This window comes from Rhodococcus sp. SMB37 (genome assembly GCF_004345605.1).
In the GTDB taxonomy this organism is placed as follows: domain Bacteria; phylum Actinomycetota; class Actinomycetes; order Mycobacteriales; family Mycobacteriaceae; genus Rhodococcus.
Genome location: NZ_SLVY01000023.1, coordinates 14,608 through 31,353, shown reverse-complemented (window position 1 = coordinate 31,353; position 16,746 = coordinate 14,608). Strand labels below are relative to the sequence as shown.

The window sequence follows — 16,746 nt, the reverse complement described above, 5'->3', positions numbered from 1 at the left end:
GCTCGCGATGCCCACTAGACTCGTCGACCGTGCGCATTGCCACGTTCGACCCCAAGGGCACGCGGCAGTGGCGACTTCTGGTGCTGCTCTCCGCCGTGGTCCTCGCACCCACCACCGCGTTGCTGATGGTCGCGATGAACGCGGCGGGCTCGAGCCCGCTCGACCTCGCGGTGATCGGCGCCGCCGCGCTCGTCCTGCACTGTGCAGTTTTCCTCACCGCTCGATCCGCGGTCGCCGCATTCGCTGTCGCCTCCACGGCAATGTTGGTGCTGGCATTCGTGCCGGTACCGGGTTGGTCGAGCGGAATCCTGCTGCCGTCCGCGCTGTGCTTCCTGCTGGTCCTGTGGCGGGTCGTCTTCGATGCGCCGACACCGTGGCCGTGGATCGCGTTGGCAGTGGCATTGGCCGGAATCGCAGTGGCAGAGGCGATCGGGGCGTCGCGGGCCGACGGTGAACTGCCCCCATGGATGCAGACCTTCGAGGCCACACTGCTCATCGCGGTGGCGACGGTGACGTGGGGTGTCGCATGGACTGCACGGATGCAGAACGAACGTGCGGCAGCCGACGCGCAGGCCGCACTCGATCGTGCGCGCCGGACGGAGCGCGCACACATCAGACGCGACCTCCACGACGTCATCGCGCATTCGATCACGCTCATGGTTGCGCAAGCAGAAGCCGCGCGTGTCGGCACCGGCGAAGCGCATACGGACGAGTCACTTGCACAGCTCGCCGAGTCGGGGCGTAGCGCGCTGCGAGGATTGCGCGGCATGCTGCGAGTTCTCGACGCGAGCCCACCGGGCGCCTCGGATGTTGTGCCGGGCATCGATGCCCTCGACGACCTGGTCGCCGGGGCCACCACGCCGCTGCATCATGTGTCCCTCACCGAGAACGGCACGCGACGACCACTCGCCGCCGACACCGAGGTCGCTCTGGTCCGGCTCGTACAGGAGGGCATCACCAATGCATTCCGCCACCTGGAGGCCCCGGTGTCCGTCGAGGTGACCGTCGACTGGCATCTGGATCACGTCACCGTCCAGGTCAGCGACGACGGCGGGCGAGGTCCGCTCCGGACCGGGCCGCCGGGGACCGGCCTGACCGGCATCTCGGAACGGGTCGCGGCGGCCGGCGGTAGTTTCGACATCACCACCGGGCCATCCTGGACTCTGACCGCCCGATTCCCCGTACTCGATTCCCCGTAGAGGAAGCCCTGTGACAACCGCGCACCCCGTTCGGGTTCTGCTCGTCGACGACCAAGTGCTGTTGCGTGACTCCCTGGCGACGGTGCTCGGAGCAGATCCGCGCATCGATGTGGTTGCCGGTGTCGGTGACGGTGCCGCGGCGGTGGACGCTGTGCGCGCGCATCGTATCGACGTGGCCCTCATGGATATTCGGATGCCTGGGCTGGACGGCATCCGAGCCACCGAGCAGATCGTGCTGATGGCACCGGCCACACGGGTGCTGATCCTGACGACGTTCGACCTCGACGAGTTCGTCCTCGGTGCGGTGCGTGCAGGCGCCAGCGGGTATCTCACCAAGGACACTCCGCCGGGCCGTCTCGTCGAAGCGATCTGCGATGTCGCGGCAGGAAGCTCCGCGCTCGCGCCGGGAGTCACCGGGTCCGTTCTCGAGTATCTGCGGCAAGCACCGGTGCCCGACCGGTCAGCGATCGCGGTGTTGACCGCGCGAGAGGCGGACGTGTTCACGCAACTTGCCGCCGGACGTTCGAATGTCGAGATCGGCAGGGCGTTGCATCTGACGGAGAACACCGTCAAGACACATGTTCGCGCTGTGCTCGCGAAGCTGGGCCTGCGAGACCGCGTGCACGCCGTCATCTTCGCCTACGAGCACGGACTCGCCGGCAGGTCTCATCCTTCCGGGTGAGGCGGGACATCCGGCCGGGGGATCCGGCGACGGGTGCCGAGCGGCGAAACTCGGGGTGAGGGCCGGACGGCCCACCAGAGGAGACGTTGATGAACTCGCCGATTCCGGTCCGGGCCGAGCAGGTGGCCGTTTCCCCAAATCCGTCGATCCGACGCGCGGTGTTGTGGTTCACGCTCGTGCTCGCCGGGATCACCGGCGTCGTCATGGCGCCGTTGTGGCTGACGGGTGCGTCCCCGGACGCGTTCAATGCCGTTGTCCCCGTGATGTCGTGGGCGCCGGCGCTGGCAGCTGTCGCGGCATGGTTCGCAAGCGGCCGGCGAGTTCCCTTCACTCAGTGGGCCGCGCTTCGTCCGTTCCGGACGGGACGAACCCTCCGCACAGCAGGGCTGATGCTTGCGGTTTTCGTGGCGGTGCCCGCCGTGACGACAACCACCGCCCTCGCTGTCGGGATCGTCGCGTGGCAGCCGACACCGGAGGCGTTCGGCCTGCTGCCGTTGGTGCTGCCGTACGCCCTCCTCGCAATGCTCATGACGACGGGCGAAGAGATCGGCTGGCGCGGTGCGCTGCAGACAGCGCTCACGCCGCTCGGTCCGTGGAAGGCAAGCATCGTCATCGCCCTCGCGTGGTCGCTGTGGCACCTGCCGCTCACACTCGGCTTCGCTTCGGGTGGGGGACTGTCCATGCGGGAGGTCGTCGCGACGAGCATCAACCTCGTGATCGCCGGATGCATCCTTTCCGGGGCTCGACTTCTGTCGGGGTCGATGTGGTCTGCCGCGTGGGCGCACGCACTGATCAATACGACGTTGGTGTTCGCAGCATCGAATCTCGTCACACCGTCCACTGAGCTCGGCACCGGCGCGTACTGGGCGCTGCAAGTGATCAATTGGACCGTGCTCGCCGCTGTTGCCCTCGTGTGTGTGGCTCTCGCAGGTCGTAGCAGCAGCCCCACGGATCAGCGCGACCGTGGCACCGCCCGCGCGACGTCGGCAGCCTGCTCGAGAGCCTTCGAATCATGACTTCCGAGAAGTAGCTCACTGAGAAGTCCTGCGCATCATCCCTTCTCGGGAGATACCTTATCGAGGAGTGCAAGCCCCTTCCGCGCCCATTCGATTTCGACCTCACCGCGCGCGATGAGTCCGTCATACGCAAACGCTTTGAACGCGACGATCCGTTCGTGCTCCTCAGCGGGATACTTCCGCAACCGGACCGCGATGGTGGCGTTGGTGGCATCGACGATCGCAGCGCGCACCACGGTCCAGCACGCAATCTGGTCGGCATAGTGATCGATGTGGCGGCGCAGGCAGTCGCGGGCGCTGTCGGGGTCGGCCCATTCGAAGTACGCGGCTCGCATGTGCGCGGCGTCGCGGACCGGCGCGTAGTCGAGTGGGGAATCCATCCACTCGCGGAATGCCAGAACACCCGAGTCGGTGATCGAGTATCGGGTCTTGGTGCTCTTCGGCCCCCAGCGCACCTGTTCGCCTTCGATGAGCCCTTCTTTTTCCATGCGGCGGAGTTCCGGATAAATCTGCGAGTCGGGAGCGTGCCAGACATGCCCGACCGACCCGCCGAAGCGTTTCGCGGCGTCGTAACCGGTCAGCGGCTCGGCCGTGAGCAGGGCGAGCAGGGCGTAACGCAGACTCATGGGCCACCACCTTCCTCGCGGGAGTATTCCACTCTTGCCAAACCACTATATCGATAGATAGTGTGTGCGCCAGATCACTAACTACCTATGTAGATAGATAGTTTCAGCCCATTGATCGAAGGACCCCAGATGACCGACCTCGGACCCGGCGGCGCAACCGCAAAGAACATGGCCTACCCACTCGACACCTGGTACGTCGCAGCGTGGGATCACGAAGTGGGCCGACGCGAGATCCTCTCCCGCACCATCGCCGGTAAACCGCTGGCGCTCTACCGCACCGAAGAGGGGCGTCCCGTCGCCCTCGCCGACGCTTGCTGGCACCGACTCGCCCCGCTGTCCATGGGCACCCTCGTCGGCCCTGACGGCATCCAGTGCCCGTACCACGGACTGCAGTACAACTCGGCCGGCCGATGCACGCACATGCCCGCGCAGCAGACGATCAACCCGTCGGCGATGGTCGCGTCGTACCCCGTCGTGGAACGACACCGGTTCGTCTGGGTCTGGCCGGGCGACCCTCTGCTCGCGGACCCCGACACGATCCCCGACATGTTCCAGATGGACTCGCCCGAATGGGCCGGCGACGGCCGCACCATCGATGTGCAGGCCAATTACCAGCTGGTACTCGACAACCTCATGGATCTCACGCATGAGGAGTTCGTGCATTCGTCGTCGATCGGGCAGGACGAACTGAGCGAATCCGACTTCGTCGTCACGCACGACGACCACACCGTCACTGTGACGCGGTGGATGCACGACATCGATGCACCTCCGTTCTGGCTGAAGAACATGCGCGACAAGTTCCCCGGCTTCGAGGGCAAGGTCGACCGGTGGCAGATCATCGAGTTTCAGGCACCGTCGACGATCCGCATCGACGTCGGCGTCGCCGAAGCAGGTACCGGAGCACCCGAAGGCGACCGTAGCCAGGGCGTCAACGGCTTCGTCATGAACACGATCTCGCCGATCGACGAGCGCACCGCGCTGTACTTCTGGGCATTCATGCGCAATTACCGACTCGACAGCCAGCTCATCACCACGCAGTTGCGCAACGGTGTGCACGGCGTCTTCGAGGAGGACGAGGAGATGCTCATTGCGCAACAGAAGGCGATCGACGCGAACCCCGGCCACGAGTTCTACAACCTCAACATCGATGCCGGCGGCATGTGGGTCCGACGACTCATCCAGCGCATGATCGAAGCCGAACGCACCCTCGCCGCGGATTCGGCCACCCCGGAGCGGGTGCACTGACATGAGCACTGTGCAGATCACCTGGCAGCGTGGCCACGTCACTGCCGTCGACACGGCCGCCGATTCGATCGCGAAGATCACCATCGTCACCGACACACCCGTACGTCCCGAGCCCGGCTCCCATGTCGACGTGCGTCTCCCCTCCGGGGACGTGCGCTCGTACTCCGTGGTCGGTGGTGGCGCCGACGGGCACGGCATCACCCTCGGTGTCCACCTGTCCCCTACTTCGCGCGGCGGCTCCGCATACATGCATTCGCTACGCCCCGACGACGTACTCGACATCACCGCCCCACTGCAGAACTTCCCTCTGCGGGTCGGTGCACCGAGCTACGTCCTGCTTGCCGGAGGAATCGGCATCACCGCGGTGAGCGCGATGGGCGCTGTCCTGCGCCGCATGGGCTCCGCCTACCGGTTCGTCTACGTGGGCCGCACCCGCTCGGCAATGGCGTTCCTGCCCGAACTCGAGAAACTGCACGGTGATTGCCTCGAGGTCCATATCGATGACGAAGGAACCGGCCTCGACGTGACCACCCTGGTCGACGGCGTGGACGCCCGAACCGAGCTGTACATGTGCGGACCGATCCGCCTCATGGATGCCGTGCGCCGGTCATGGACAGACCGCGCGCTGCCCACACCGAACCTGCGATACGAAACCTTCGGGAACAGCGGATGGTTCGACGCCGAAGAATTCGTCGTCACCGTCCCCGGCCTGGGTCTCACGACCACGGTCGGTACCGGCGAATCGATGCTCGACGCCCTCGAACGAGCCGGGGTCGACATGATGTTCGACTGCCGCAAGGGTGAATGCGGCCTGTGCCAGGTCGGTATCGCCTCGGTGGATGGCCGGGTCGATCACCGCGACGTGTTCTTCAGCGAAGCGCAGAAGACCGATTCCACCAAGATCTGCGCGTGCGTATCACGCGTTGCACCCTGCCCGTCCGAATCCGGCGCGCGCTCCGCTCCGGGTGTCATCACCCTCGATATCCCCTGACCTTCAGAAGGAATCCCATGGACCTTCGTGCCCGCATCGACACCTCCCCGATGCGCCCCTACCAGTGGTTGATCGTCGGCCTGTGTGTCGTCCTCAACATTCTCGACGGATTCGACGTGATGGCGCTGGCGTTCACCGCCAAGAGCATCGGCGCCGACTTCGCACTCGGCGGCGCCGAGATCGGAATTCTCCTCAGCGCAGGCCTGATCGGCATGGCCGTGGGCGCGTTGGGGCTTGCTCCGATCGCCGACCGGATCGGCCGCCGCCCACTCATCCTCGCGTCGGTGGCGATGGCCACTCTCGGAATGGCTTTGTCCGCCACCGCCGGATCCGCGTGGGAACTCGGCACCTGGCGGGTCATCACGGGCCTCGGCATCGGCGGTATCCTCGCCTGCACCACCGTCATCGCCAGCGAGTACTCCTCGGCCCGCTGGCGCGGCCTGGCGATCAGCATCTACACGGCCGGCTACGGCGTCGGCGCCACCCTCGGTGGCATTGCCGCGGTGAGCCTGCAGGCCGAATACGGTTGGCGCTCCGTCTTCGTCGTCGGTGCGATCCTCACCGGCGTGGTCCTGGCGATCCTCGCTCTCCTGCTGCCGGAGTCGCTCGACTTCCTGACCAGCCGGGGCCGCGCGTCGGACCTGGACCGCGTCAACCTCATCGCGCGGCGGATCGGACAGGAACCCGTCGGGTCGCTCGACGCACCCACCGGCACCGAGCCCGCAAAGGCAGGACGCATCTCGGATCTGTTCTCCGGCAGCAATATGCGTCCCACGATGCTGCTGTGGGCAGCGTTCTTCGCTACGATGTTCGGCTTCTACTTCATCAACTCGTGGACCCCGTCGCTACTCGAGACCGCCGGACTCACGAAGGACCAGAGCGCCACCGCCGGAATGATGCTCACGCTCGGCGGCACCGTCGGATCCATCCTCTTCGGATTGCTCGCAAGCCGGTGGACCACCCGCGCCGTCCTGATCACCTTCACGCTGTCCTCTGCGCTGGCGATGGCCATTTTCATCGTCTCCATCTCGACATTGACCGTGGCGTTCGCGCTCGGCATCGTGATCGGTGGCCTCATCAACGGCTGCATCGCCGGCCTCTACACTCTGGCGCCGTCGCTGTACGCACCGACGGTGCGCACCACCGGCGTCGGCGCGGCCATCGGCGTCGGCCGGGCCGGAGCGATTCTCGCTCCCACCGCGGTCGGCGTGCTTCTCGACTCGGGGTGGACGCCGGAGCAGTTGTACTTTGCTGTCGCGGGAGTCGTCGTGCTAGCCGCAGTGGCGCTGTTCGCCATGAAGCCCGCTCGGGCCGAATCCACTGCTCCTACTGCCGAGCCGGCACGGGCCGACGCACCGTAGGAACTGCGTACGCCCCGCTGCTCTGTGACTCCACGGATTCAGGACACTTCGACGAAGTTCCCTTGCGCGTCGTAGTACACCGACTGACGGTCGCGTTCGGGTCCGTTGACGATCGCAATCTCGACGACGCCTGAACGGTCCCGGGACACTCTCGGTCCGGACGCATCGAGTTCCGCAGGATCACCTTCCACCCGCGTGAACGAGTCTTCCCACGCCCGGTGAACAATCTCGGGCGTCACCTCGCCTGCCGGGAACAACGTTGCCTCGAGGGCCTCGTACTTGTCCGCCCCGCCGTAGTCGTAGGGCCGAATCTCGCGACGGTCGGTGTAGATGTTCGCTATGTACTGGTTGAACTCCGTCGGCGCAGCAGGGTCGAGCGCATCGACAGCGAGGCTTCCGGCCGGGGAGTACGAGATCGCCGAGATGCGAATCTCGTTTCTCGAAGCTCCGGTCATGTCCTCCAACGCCGCCAGCATCGACTCCACTTCGTCCAGGGTCAACACGGAGGGATCGGAGTCCGCCTGTACTGCACTCGTGGGTGCTGATTCCGCTGCGTCGGCAGTGTCGTCCGACGATCCGCACGCAGCGAGCGCGGGCAGCAGCGCCAGTGCACCCAACGCGGAGACAAGTCTCTTCATCACAGCTGTACCGCCCCAATCCACGCAGTTCCGATAATCCGGGCAGATTCTACTGACGCCGACGTGGGTGCGGTCCCAGCCGTGCACGAGGTGTGTCCCAGTGCACACTCGACCGGGCTCGGGTGACATGATCCGAGCATGACTGCACCCATCGCACTGCCGCGCATCATGCGCATCGGTGGCGGAGCCGTCCGCGAGATCGGCGACGTCGTCTCGAGCCTCGGCCTGTCCCGCCCACTCGTGGTCACCGATTCGTTCCAGGTCGGCACCGGCGCGGCCCAGACGATGCTCGACAATCTCGACGCTGCCGGCGCCACCGCGCGCCTGTTCGCAGACGCCGTGCCCGACCCCACCACCGACTCCCTCGAAGCGGGTGTCGCCGCACTCGCCGAACACGACGCCGATTCCGTCATCGGGTTCGGTGGCGGCAGCCCGATGGACACAGCCAAGGCACTCGGCATCCTCGGGCGGCAAGGCGGGCAGATGCGCGAGTACAAGGCCCCGCGCAACAACATCGGGCCTGCCCTCCCGATCATCGCCGTACCCACCACAGCCGGAAGTGGTTCGGAAGCAACCCAGTTCACCGTCATCACCGACAGCACCAATGACGAGAAGATGCTATGCCCCGGCCTGGCGTTCCTTCCGGTCGCAGCGGTGATCGACTACGAACTGACACTGTCGATGCCGCCGCGACTGACCGCCGACACCGGCGTCGACGCCCTCACCCACGCCGTCGAGGCGTACGTCAGCCGCAAAGCAAACCCGTTCTCCGACAGCCTCGCCCTCATCGCCATCGGCACGATCGGCAAGGTACTGCGACGGGTCTATGCCGACGGCAACGACGCCGAGGCCCGTGAGCAGATGATGCTCGCAGCCACCCAGGCCGGCATCGCGTTCTCCAATTCGTCGGTGGCACTCGTGCACGGCATGAGCCGCCCGATCGGTGCACACTTCCACGTCGCCCACGGGTTGTCCAACGCGATGCTCTTCCCCACGGTCACAGACTTCTCCGTGGGCGCCGCCGAAGGCCGCTACGCCGACTGCGCCCGCGCGCTCGGGGTCGCGACATCCGGCGACAATGACACCGCCGCCGCGAACAACCTCGTCGAAGCGCTACGCGAACTGTGCCGCGACGTTCAGGTCCCGACACCCAAGGCCTACGGCATCGACAAGACTCAGTGGGACGAATTGATCCCACTCATGGCCGAGCAGGCGTTGGCGTCCGGATCGCCGAACAACAATCCGCTGGTCCCCACCGACGCGGAGATCCGAGATCTCTACGCGCAGGTGTACGGCTGACGACCGTTGACAGCAAGCCGAATTTCGCACAGGTCCAGGGGATGTACCTGGGGTCTCACCCGCATCACATCTCCTCGACGTCGTAGGTCGGCATTACATCCCGCACCGCGACGTGCCGCATCACGCGATTGCGGGCGCTTCGATAGCATCGACCACACCGCTCGTCAAAAGGAACGCACCGTGTCCACGATCAGGATCACCGACCTCGCCGGTGTCGTGTACTCCGCGGGCAAGGTGTTCGACGGCCTGGCAACCGGCCGCCTCGACACCGAGAACTTCCTCCGTTCCGGAAGCCTCGACGGAATCACCTCTCGCTCCGACCTCGCACTGCTCGAAGACCTCCGCGACGTTGCACAATTCGTCATCGACCATGGACGGCAACCGATCACCGCAGCGTTCGTGTGCGCAGTGAACGCCCACATCATCCGCAGCGGTGCGCTGCACCCCGGACAACTCAGAACGCAGGCTCAGCAGATCGGCGTGCAGACCAGGTACGGCCGCCACACTCCCGAGGCGATGACCGAGGCAAGTCTGCAGCAACTCCTCGACGACACGCTGCGCGGGACAGACGCCTGCGAGAACGCCTTGGACTTGTTCGTCGATCTGGCGAAGGCACAGCCATTCGAGGACGGCAACAAGCGCACCGCGCTGTTCGTTGCCAACAACCTGCTGATCAGCGCCGAAACAGGCAAACTGCTCACGATCCCCGTCGACGAGAACGACCCGAGCCTGTCCGACTCGTTCAACGACCTGCTCGCGAAGGCATACGTCCGGGACGAGCGCGGCGGTGTGAAGGATCTGCTGCGCACCCACGGCCTCGTCGCCCCGAAGAAGTAAACTTACGCTCGAATCCCAGTTTGCGCGGAAACTCCGCATCGGCCGATTCCGCCACTCGGGTCTCTGATCACGTCACAGGGCGAGGTGCGGCCAGTCGGCGATGTCCCGCCGCAGCTGCCGGTCGTGTGTCGCGAGCACGACCACCGCGTCGGTCGCGCCGAGCGCGTCGGTCAGCTCATCGACCAGCGTGATCGACAGGTGGTTGGTCGGCTCGTCGAGCAGCAGCACGTGCGGTCGGGTTGCGAGCACCATCGCGAGGTCGAGCCTGCGTTGCTGCCCCATCGACAGGTCCCGAACTCGCTGACCGAGATCATATTCGGTGAACAGACCCAGATCCTCGAGCGCCACCGCTTCCTCACCCAGGACGATGCCTGCGGATTCGAGCGCACCGACGTGCCGCTCGTAGACGTCCCGGACGCGGGCCGCTGAGGGCGCGGGCGACTCCTGGGCCAGACGTCCGACCCGCACGAGCTCCGCAATGTCCAGGTCTCCGGACGTGGGTGTCAATTCGCCGGCGAGTACGGCGAGAAACGACGACTTCCCGGCCCCGTTGGGCCCGGTCACGGCGAGCCGCGCGCGGGCACCGAGGGCCAGCGAGACCGGGGTGGTGAGGCGCCCCGATACGGTGACGTCCTCCGCTCGGATCAGAGGAACGTCGTGACCGATCCCGTCGAGCTCAGCGCCGAGTGCGGGCATCGAGAACCGCAGAGGCGGTGGCGGAGTGGTCACCGCATGCTCGTCGAGCGCGTCCTGTCGCCGGTGCACCGACTGCACCAGCGCCGGGGCACGGGTCGCGCGCTGATGCTTGCCGGTGCCCTTGCCGGGCCGCCACCCCGTGACGAGCCGGTCCTGGGCTGCCTCGAGGTCGACAGCGAGACGCGCATGCTCGGCCTGTTGACGTGCGTATTCGTCGACCCACCGCTCGTACTCCGCGACACGCCCCTTGCGGTAGCCGGCGTAGCCGCCGCCGTACAGGCTGGGGCGGCCGTCCACGCTGGGATCCAAATCGAGGATCGACGTCGCCACATCCGTGAGCAACGCACGATCGTGGCTGACGAGGACGACACCGCTGCGCGTCTGCTGCAGCCGTTCGGTCAGATACTCGAGCCCCGACGCGTCGAGGTGGTTGGTCGGTTCGTCGAGGAGCAGGAAATCGTGCTCTGCGCCGAGAAGACCTGCCAATCGGACGCGGTAGCGCTGCCCCACCGACATCTCGGCGAGCAACCGCGACCTGTCGGTCACCGCACCGAGCGCTTCGAGCGCGGTATCGACGCGACGGTCGGCATCCCACGCGTCGAGTTGTTCGGCTGCATCCAGGGCCTCGGCATACGCGTCCGCCGCGCCGGGTCGGTCGTCTGCAAGAGCCTCCACGGTCTCGTCGAGCAGTCGCAACACCTCACGGACGTGGACGAGTTCGAGATCGATGAGGTCACCGACGGTACGTCCCTCGGTGACGGTCATCTCCTGCTCGGCGACACCGAGCGAGCCGAAGCATCGCACCTCGCCTCGGTCGGGTTCGAGATAACCGGCAAGGACGTCGACCAGCGTGGACTTACCGCGGCCGTTGTCCCCGACGACCCCGATACGCGAACCGGGTGTCACCGCAAGATCGACACCCTGCAGGACGGGACGACCGCCGCGAGCAATGTGTACGTCGTGAGCGCCGAGTTGGGCTCGAGCGCGTTGGGGCAGGGTAATCGTGGTCATTGTTCCTCCAGGGAGGCGCACTCGGCCCACGACAGATGGGGCATGCGCTTCTGACGAACGGCCATGAGAACAGACCGGTGGACACAGCTCGACCCGTCGCCTCGGCTACCTCACGAGGTACGGATCGGTGTCGTCAGTTGAAGAGAAGCGCTTGAATCACGTCGTCCAGGATACCGATCCCCGCGACGACGTCAATCGCATTTGTTCACGCCGTCGGGCGAACGCCTTCGAGCGCAGCGGTGAATCGTTCTTCGTAGGCCGCGGCGAGGTCGCCGAGAGCTGCGTGGCAATCACCCTCGTACGCAGGTGCATGCATCGGGGCGAGCACGCGCGGCTGCAGGTCGGCGAGTGCACGGATGGTCGGGGCCAGTTCGGGGGTCAGGCACGTCGCGTGTCCCATATCTTCCGCTGCCAATGCGGGACCTACTATCTCGCTGTCCGTCCGTGCCGAATAACTGCCGAATGCTGTGAACAGGTCGCCGCACAGCAGCGTCGACGTGGTCTCCTCGAACATCATTCCGGCGTCCCACCCGTGTGGCACATGAGGCGTGTCGATGTGGCGGACTCGGCGCAGGCCTGTGTCCAGCACCTCGCCGTCCTGCAGGGGCCGTGGCGGCCGGTCGGCGAGGTCGTTGACCTGAACGAAGCACGCCATCGCGCCGTGCGCGACTTCGGCAGCCGGCGCTACGGCGAGCCACGAGTTCATCGAGCCGCATTCGTCCGCCTCGACGTGACCGAATGTAATCCACCGCAACCGATTCAGCGGAATCAGTCGTGCGACAGCATCGGAGACAGAAGGGAACAACGACCGATACCCGGTGTGGAACAACAGCGGCTCGTCGCCACCTATCAGGAATTGGTTCATCGTCAGGTTTGCCTCGTCGACGAACGTGGACAGGCGGTACACGTCGGGAGCAATTTCGGTGATGACAGTGTCCATCACGATCCCTCTCGCTATGAGGTCCCCTTTCCGAGGTTCCTCCGGTCTCGTCGAGTCCACAAGCCCGGACGGTGTCCTCGTGGAAGGATGCGTGAGACGGCCACGTGACCACCCCCCGGTAGGAGATGCCCATGCAGCACACCGAGTCCTCGTTCAGCGGGGGCAACGACACTCGGATCGTGTATGACCTGTGGTCGCCCGACAACGCCGAGATCGCCGGGGTACTGGTGCTCGCGCACGGACTCGGCGAGCACGCGCGCCGCTACGACCACGTCGCTGAGCGCCTGACCGAGCTGGGCCTGGTCGTGTTCGCACCCGATCATCGCGGCCACGGTCGGTCGGGCGGCAAACGGCTGCATGCGAGGGAGATGTCGGATTTCACCGACGACCTCGACTCGCTGTTCGATATCGCAACGCAGGCCTATCCCGGTCTGCCGGTCTTCCTGCTCGGCCATTCGATGGGTGGGGCCATCGCGTTGGCGTATGCACTCGACCACCAGGATCGTCTGACCGCGCTCGCGCTGTCCGGACCTGCGGTGATCGTCACGTCCGGAACTCCGGGCATCGTCGTGGAGATCGGCAAGATGATCGGCCGCTTCCTTCCCGACCTGCCGGTGCAGAAGCTCGACAGCAACGCTGTGTCGCGCGATCCGGCGGTCGTGGCGGCGTACCAGGCCGATCCGCTCGTGCACCACGGGTTGGTTCCCGCCGGGGTCGCGCGTGTCCTCATCGTCAACGAGGAGAGCGTGGAGACTCGGCTTCCGTCCCTGACGTTGCCGGTGCTGGTCCAGCACGGCACGGCAGACGCACTCACCGATCCGGCCGGTTCGCAGCTGATTGCCGACCGCGCAGGCTCGGAGGATCTGACCCTGAAGCTGTACGACGGGCTGTTCCACGAGGTGTTCAACGAACCCGAGAACGACAGGGTACTGGGCGATCTCGTCGATTGGTTGCGCCCTCACATCGCCCCCGGAAGATGAGTGACGTTCATGACGACACGCATGCCCGTCGCATTCGTCGGCCACGGCAGCCCGCTCAATGCACTCGAATCGAACCGGTACACGCAGGCGTGGGCCGCGTTCGGGGAGTCGGTGCCGACACCGCGTGCGATCCTGTCCATTTCGGCGCACTGGTTCATCAATGCCACGGCGGTCACCGCGATGCCGTCGCCGCGCACGATCCACGACTTCTTCGGTTTCCCGCAGGAGTTGTTCGATGTCGAGTATCCGGCACCCGGTCTACCCGAGCTGACGGAGGAGATCGCAGATCTCGCCCGACCGAAATGGGTGGGTGGCGATGTCGATTCGTGGGGCATCGATCACGGCACGTGGTCTGTGCTCACCCACATGTTCCCGGATGCGAACGTGCCGGTGGTGCAGTTGAGCCTCAACGCGTACAAGCCGCTCGAGTATCACGTCGAACTCGGGGCTTCGCTCGCATCGCTCCGTGATGCCGGTGTGCTGATCGTCGGCAGCGGCAACATCGTGCACAATCTCCGCAGTATGGATTCATCGAAGCCGGGCGAAGGGTTCGACTGGGCCCAGCGTTTCGACGAGGCAGCCGCCGAACTGCTGCGCGAACGGCCCGGCGATGCACCTGCACTGCACGAGCACCCCGATTACGCGAAAGCTGTTCCGACGCCGGACCATTTCCTGCCGATGTTGCACTTCGCCGGGTTGCTCGCCGCATCCGGAGAGCAGCCCGACACGCTTGTCGGCGGGGTCGACTACGGATCGCTGTCGATGACCTCCTATACGGCGGGTGCACAGTGCCCGTCCGGCGCCGAGAACGGCGGCCACGGTGCGGGACTTTCGGATTCGACCGACCCGTCGAACACCAACCTGTAGTGGATCAGGCGGCGCGACCGTCGTCGACTGCGACGACGGCACGCCGCGCGAATCGGGTACTCAGCCCGATGAGTTCCATCGCCTCGGGCAGCGCTCGCGCGAGGACCGGCCACGCGTGGATCTGCTCGCGCCACAGGTGCGTTTCCACCGCCTTTCCCGCGTCGGTGAGTCGCTCGGTCATGTCCTCGACGTCGGGTCGGGTCAGCTCGAATTCGGCTGCACACAGGAACATCGGCGGGAAGAGGTCGGGGTCGGCGTCGACAGGGTTCATCTCGCCCTCGATCGCTTCCTGACCCGCCAGCCAGCGCGGGCGCAGCTTTTCGAGCGCCTCGATCGGCAGGTAGGCATCCTTCTTCATGTACTCGAGATCGTGACCGGAGTCGTCGAGGTCCAGGCTCAACAGCGGCGAGTAACCGATGACGGCGGCCGGTCGCTGGAGGCCGCGACGAGCGGCGATCTCCGCGACCTTGACGGCGAGATACCCACCGGCCGAGTCGCCGCCCACGATGATACGGGTGGGATCGACGGCAGTCTCGAGCAGAGCGGTGTACGCGTTCATTGCATCGTGGACCGATCCCGCAATGGGAACCGCCGGGACCTGCCGGTAGTCCATCGAGTACACGGGCGCCCCCGAATCGAGCGCGAGTTGCACGCACAGCTGCCGGTGCGTCGACGGCCCGCAGAAGATGAAACCGCCGCCGTGGAAGTACAGGATGGTGGCGTCCTCGAGAGGATCGTCGACGGGTTTGGGAGAGATGATGCACTCACCGGGCACTCCGCCGAGATCGGTGTCGACGATCTCCACCGATCGGGGCCTGGGGGTGACCTTGTCGACCACCCACGAGAGCCGGCCGAGAAGGCCGATACCGAAGTCGTTGCTCGGCCAGATGCTCAGAATCGGCTTGACGAGGATCCGGACGACCCAGAGAAGGATCAGCGCGATCCGACTCGTCCGATCGTGCCAGGTCACAGAAGCTCCGGAGCTCATGTGCACACACTATGTGACAAATCGGATTGCGGGTACGCGACGTTGCCCACGTCGCGACCCGTTTTGCGGTTCACCACACTCGGCTCTCACTGAAGACCCCCGCTGGTCACTGAAGACCCCCGCTGGTCACTGAAGACGCAGCAGTGGCACGAATAGTTCGTCGTCGGTGAGTGCACCATGTTGTCCGGGCAATTCCGACATCACTCGCTCACCGTCGGTACGGATGACGGACGATTCCCCCCTCCCGATCGCCACGATGTCGCCTATGCGTCCGACGAGCGACGGCGTGGGTTCGGGGCCGAACAAGCCGGCGGCGAGCACGTCGTCGCGGGTGCCGACCCACATGTCGTCGCCGAGTTCGTTCCGCCAGCGTTCGAGCACCTTGCCGACGCTGTCGGTGTAGACGTGTCGGCAGCGAGGTTCACCGGCGATGACGCTCACGTCCTCACCCAGTCCCGAAGTGTGGTCGAAGTCGACGCGACGCCCTCTGGAGGCATCGATCATGCCGTGATCTGCGGTGACGAGCAGTCGCGCGTCGCGAGGCAGCGCCGCGGCGAGTTGCTCGACGAACCGGTCGACGACAGTGAGCTGCGCGAGCCACGCATCCGATTCCGGCCCGTACACGTGGCCGAGCGTGTCGACCTCGCCGAGGTAGCAGTAGACGAGGCTGCGTTCGTCGGCTCCGATCGCCGACACCACGCGCGCGAGTAGATCACCGTAGGCGGAGACACCGACGAACGTGCCGCCGCGCAGAACAGCGCGGGTCAGGCCGCTGCCGTCGAAATGCCTCGGCACGACGGTGGTGACGGCGATCCCCGCATCAGTGCCACGCTCGAACGCCGTCGGATGCGGTTGCACGTCCTCGGGAACCAGTTCGTCGCGCTTGTCGATGGCGGTGCCCGCGAGTGTCCATCGCAACCAGTTGACGGGTGCTTCGATCTCGTCGACGTACGACTGGTAGCCGGTGATCCCGTGGCGACCCGACGGGAGGCCGGTGCCGAGCGACGCGATGCTCACCGCCGTTGTGGTGGGGAACCCGGCGCGGATCGAGTGTCCGGGTGCCGAGGTGAGGAACGGTGCTGCCTTCTTGTTCCGTTGCAGCAGTTCCCACCCCATACCGTCGACGAGCAGGACGACGGTCCGGGAGCACTCGGCAAGTCCGAGGCGGTTCATCTCGCCGGCAACACCCGCGGAGGCGAGCACCGACGGCAGGAGGTCGGCGAGGGTCGGTTCGTCGTACACGTCGCGCAGCGGCAGGCTCATACCCCGAGTATGGCCCGAGCGCCCGCATGCCGTCAGTACTCGCTCGACAGCTCCCTTCTCTGCCGGCACCTCTCTCGACGACACCTATCAGGCCCAAGCCCTCCCGC

The 16,746-nt window shown here is 65.9% G+C and carries 16 protein-coding genes; 10 read left to right on the top strand and 6 right to left on the bottom strand.

Going from position 1 to position 16,746, the window contains the following annotated elements:
• The first annotated feature begins 29 nt into the window (after positions 1-29).
• The 3 genes from EV641_RS26540 (at position 30) to EV641_RS26530 (ending at position 2,897) form a co-directional block, all read left to right on the top strand.
• Entirely contained in the window at positions 30-1,199 is a 1,170-nt protein-coding gene (locus tag EV641_RS26540) for a histidine kinase (protein ID WP_132476069.1), read from the top strand.
• Between the two features lie 10 nt (positions 1,200-1,209).
• Positions 1,210-1,881, top strand: a complete 672-nt coding sequence (locus tag EV641_RS26535) for a response regulator transcription factor (protein WP_054718718.1) — start codon at positions 1,210-1,212, stop codon at positions 1,879-1,881.
• Positions 1,882-1,970: 89 nt separating this feature from the next.
• On the top strand, positions 1,971-2,897 hold the full coding sequence (locus EV641_RS26530) for a CPBP family intramembrane glutamic endopeptidase (RefSeq protein WP_132476065.1): 927 nt from the start codon (positions 1,971-1,973) through the stop codon (positions 2,895-2,897).
• A gap of 35 nt (positions 2,898-2,932) precedes the next feature.
• Here the strand turns inward: EV641_RS26530 and EV641_RS26525 are convergent, their stop codons facing one another.
• On the bottom strand, positions 2,933-3,523 hold the full coding sequence (locus EV641_RS26525) for a PadR family transcriptional regulator (protein ID WP_132476062.1): 591 nt from the start codon (positions 3,521-3,523) through the stop codon (positions 2,933-2,935).
• A 129-nt stretch (positions 3,524-3,652) separates the two neighbouring features.
• On the opposite strand from EV641_RS26525, the gene EV641_RS26520 reads away from it, so the two are divergent.
• Genes EV641_RS26520 through EV641_RS26510 form a run of 3 tightly spaced genes read left to right on the top strand, consistent with a single transcriptional unit; the run spans position 3,653 to position 7,120 of the window.
• A complete protein-coding gene (locus EV641_RS26520; protein WP_132476059.1) occupies positions 3,653-4,768 on the top strand; it encodes an aromatic ring-hydroxylating dioxygenase subunit alpha in 1,116 nt (371 codons plus the stop codon).
• 1 nt (position 4,769) lies between these two features.
• The gene (locus tag EV641_RS26515) at positions 4,770-5,759 is read left to right on the top strand and encodes a PDR/VanB family oxidoreductase (protein ID WP_132476056.1); all 990 of its coding nucleotides are present in this window, start codon (positions 4,770-4,772) and stop codon (positions 5,757-5,759) included.
• A gap of 17 nt (positions 5,760-5,776) precedes the next feature.
• Positions 5,777-7,120, top strand: a complete 1,344-nt coding sequence (locus tag EV641_RS26510; protein ID WP_132476054.1) for an MFS transporter — start codon at positions 5,777-5,779, stop codon at positions 7,118-7,120.
• Between the two features lie 38 nt (positions 7,121-7,158).
• Here the strand turns inward: EV641_RS26510 and EV641_RS26505 are convergent, their stop codons facing one another.
• Complete coding sequence (locus EV641_RS26505) at positions 7,159-7,758, bottom strand: hypothetical protein (RefSeq protein ID WP_132476051.1); 600 nt, start codon at positions 7,756-7,758, stop codon at positions 7,159-7,161.
• A 138-nt stretch (positions 7,759-7,896) separates the two neighbouring features.
• On the opposite strand from EV641_RS26505, the gene EV641_RS26500 reads away from it, so the two are divergent.
• On the top strand, positions 7,897-9,057 hold the full coding sequence (locus EV641_RS26500; protein ID WP_132476048.1) for an iron-containing alcohol dehydrogenase: 1,161 nt from the start codon (positions 7,897-7,899) through the stop codon (positions 9,055-9,057).
• 180 nt (positions 9,058-9,237) lie between these two features.
• Positions 9,238-9,894, top strand: a complete 657-nt coding sequence (locus EV641_RS26495) for a Fic family protein (protein ID WP_132476045.1) — start codon at positions 9,238-9,240, stop codon at positions 9,892-9,894.
• A gap of 72 nt (positions 9,895-9,966) precedes the next feature.
• On the opposite strand, the gene EV641_RS26490 is transcribed toward EV641_RS26495, so the two are convergent.
• Positions 9,967-11,601: an ABC-F family ATP-binding cassette domain-containing protein gene (locus EV641_RS26490; RefSeq protein WP_132476042.1), complete on the bottom strand. Its 1,635-nt coding sequence runs from the start codon at positions 11,599-11,601 to the stop codon at positions 9,967-9,969.
• A 205-nt stretch (positions 11,602-11,806) separates the two neighbouring features.
• A complete protein-coding gene (locus EV641_RS26485) occupies positions 11,807-12,541 on the bottom strand; it encodes an MBL fold metallo-hydrolase (protein ID WP_132476039.1) in 735 nt (244 codons plus the stop codon).
• A gap of 131 nt (positions 12,542-12,672) precedes the next feature.
• Between EV641_RS26485 and EV641_RS26480 the strand changes: the two genes are divergently transcribed.
• Positions 12,673-13,521: an alpha/beta hydrolase gene (locus tag EV641_RS26480; RefSeq protein ID WP_132476036.1), complete on the top strand. Its 849-nt coding sequence runs from the start codon at positions 12,673-12,675 to the stop codon at positions 13,519-13,521.
• A 21-nt stretch (positions 13,522-13,542) separates the two neighbouring features.
• Complete coding sequence (gene ygiD, locus EV641_RS26475) at positions 13,543-14,388, top strand: 4,5-DOPA dioxygenase extradiol (RefSeq protein WP_132476144.1); 846 nt, start codon at positions 13,543-13,545, stop codon at positions 14,386-14,388.
• Between the two features lie 4 nt (positions 14,389-14,392).
• Here the strand turns inward: ygiD and EV641_RS26470 are convergent, their stop codons facing one another.
• Both EV641_RS26470 and EV641_RS26465 read right to left on the bottom strand, forming a co-directional pair.
• Positions 14,393-15,376 (bottom strand): alpha/beta hydrolase, encoded by a 984-nt coding sequence (locus EV641_RS26470; protein WP_054713944.1) that lies wholly within the window; start codon positions 15,374-15,376, stop codon positions 14,393-14,395.
• A gap of 126 nt (positions 15,377-15,502) precedes the next feature.
• Positions 15,503-16,639, bottom strand: coding sequence for a nucleotide pyrophosphatase/phosphodiesterase family protein (locus EV641_RS26465; protein WP_054713947.1), 1,137 nt, complete (start codon positions 16,637-16,639; stop codon positions 15,503-15,505).
• Between the last annotated feature and the right edge of the window lie 107 nt (positions 16,640-16,746).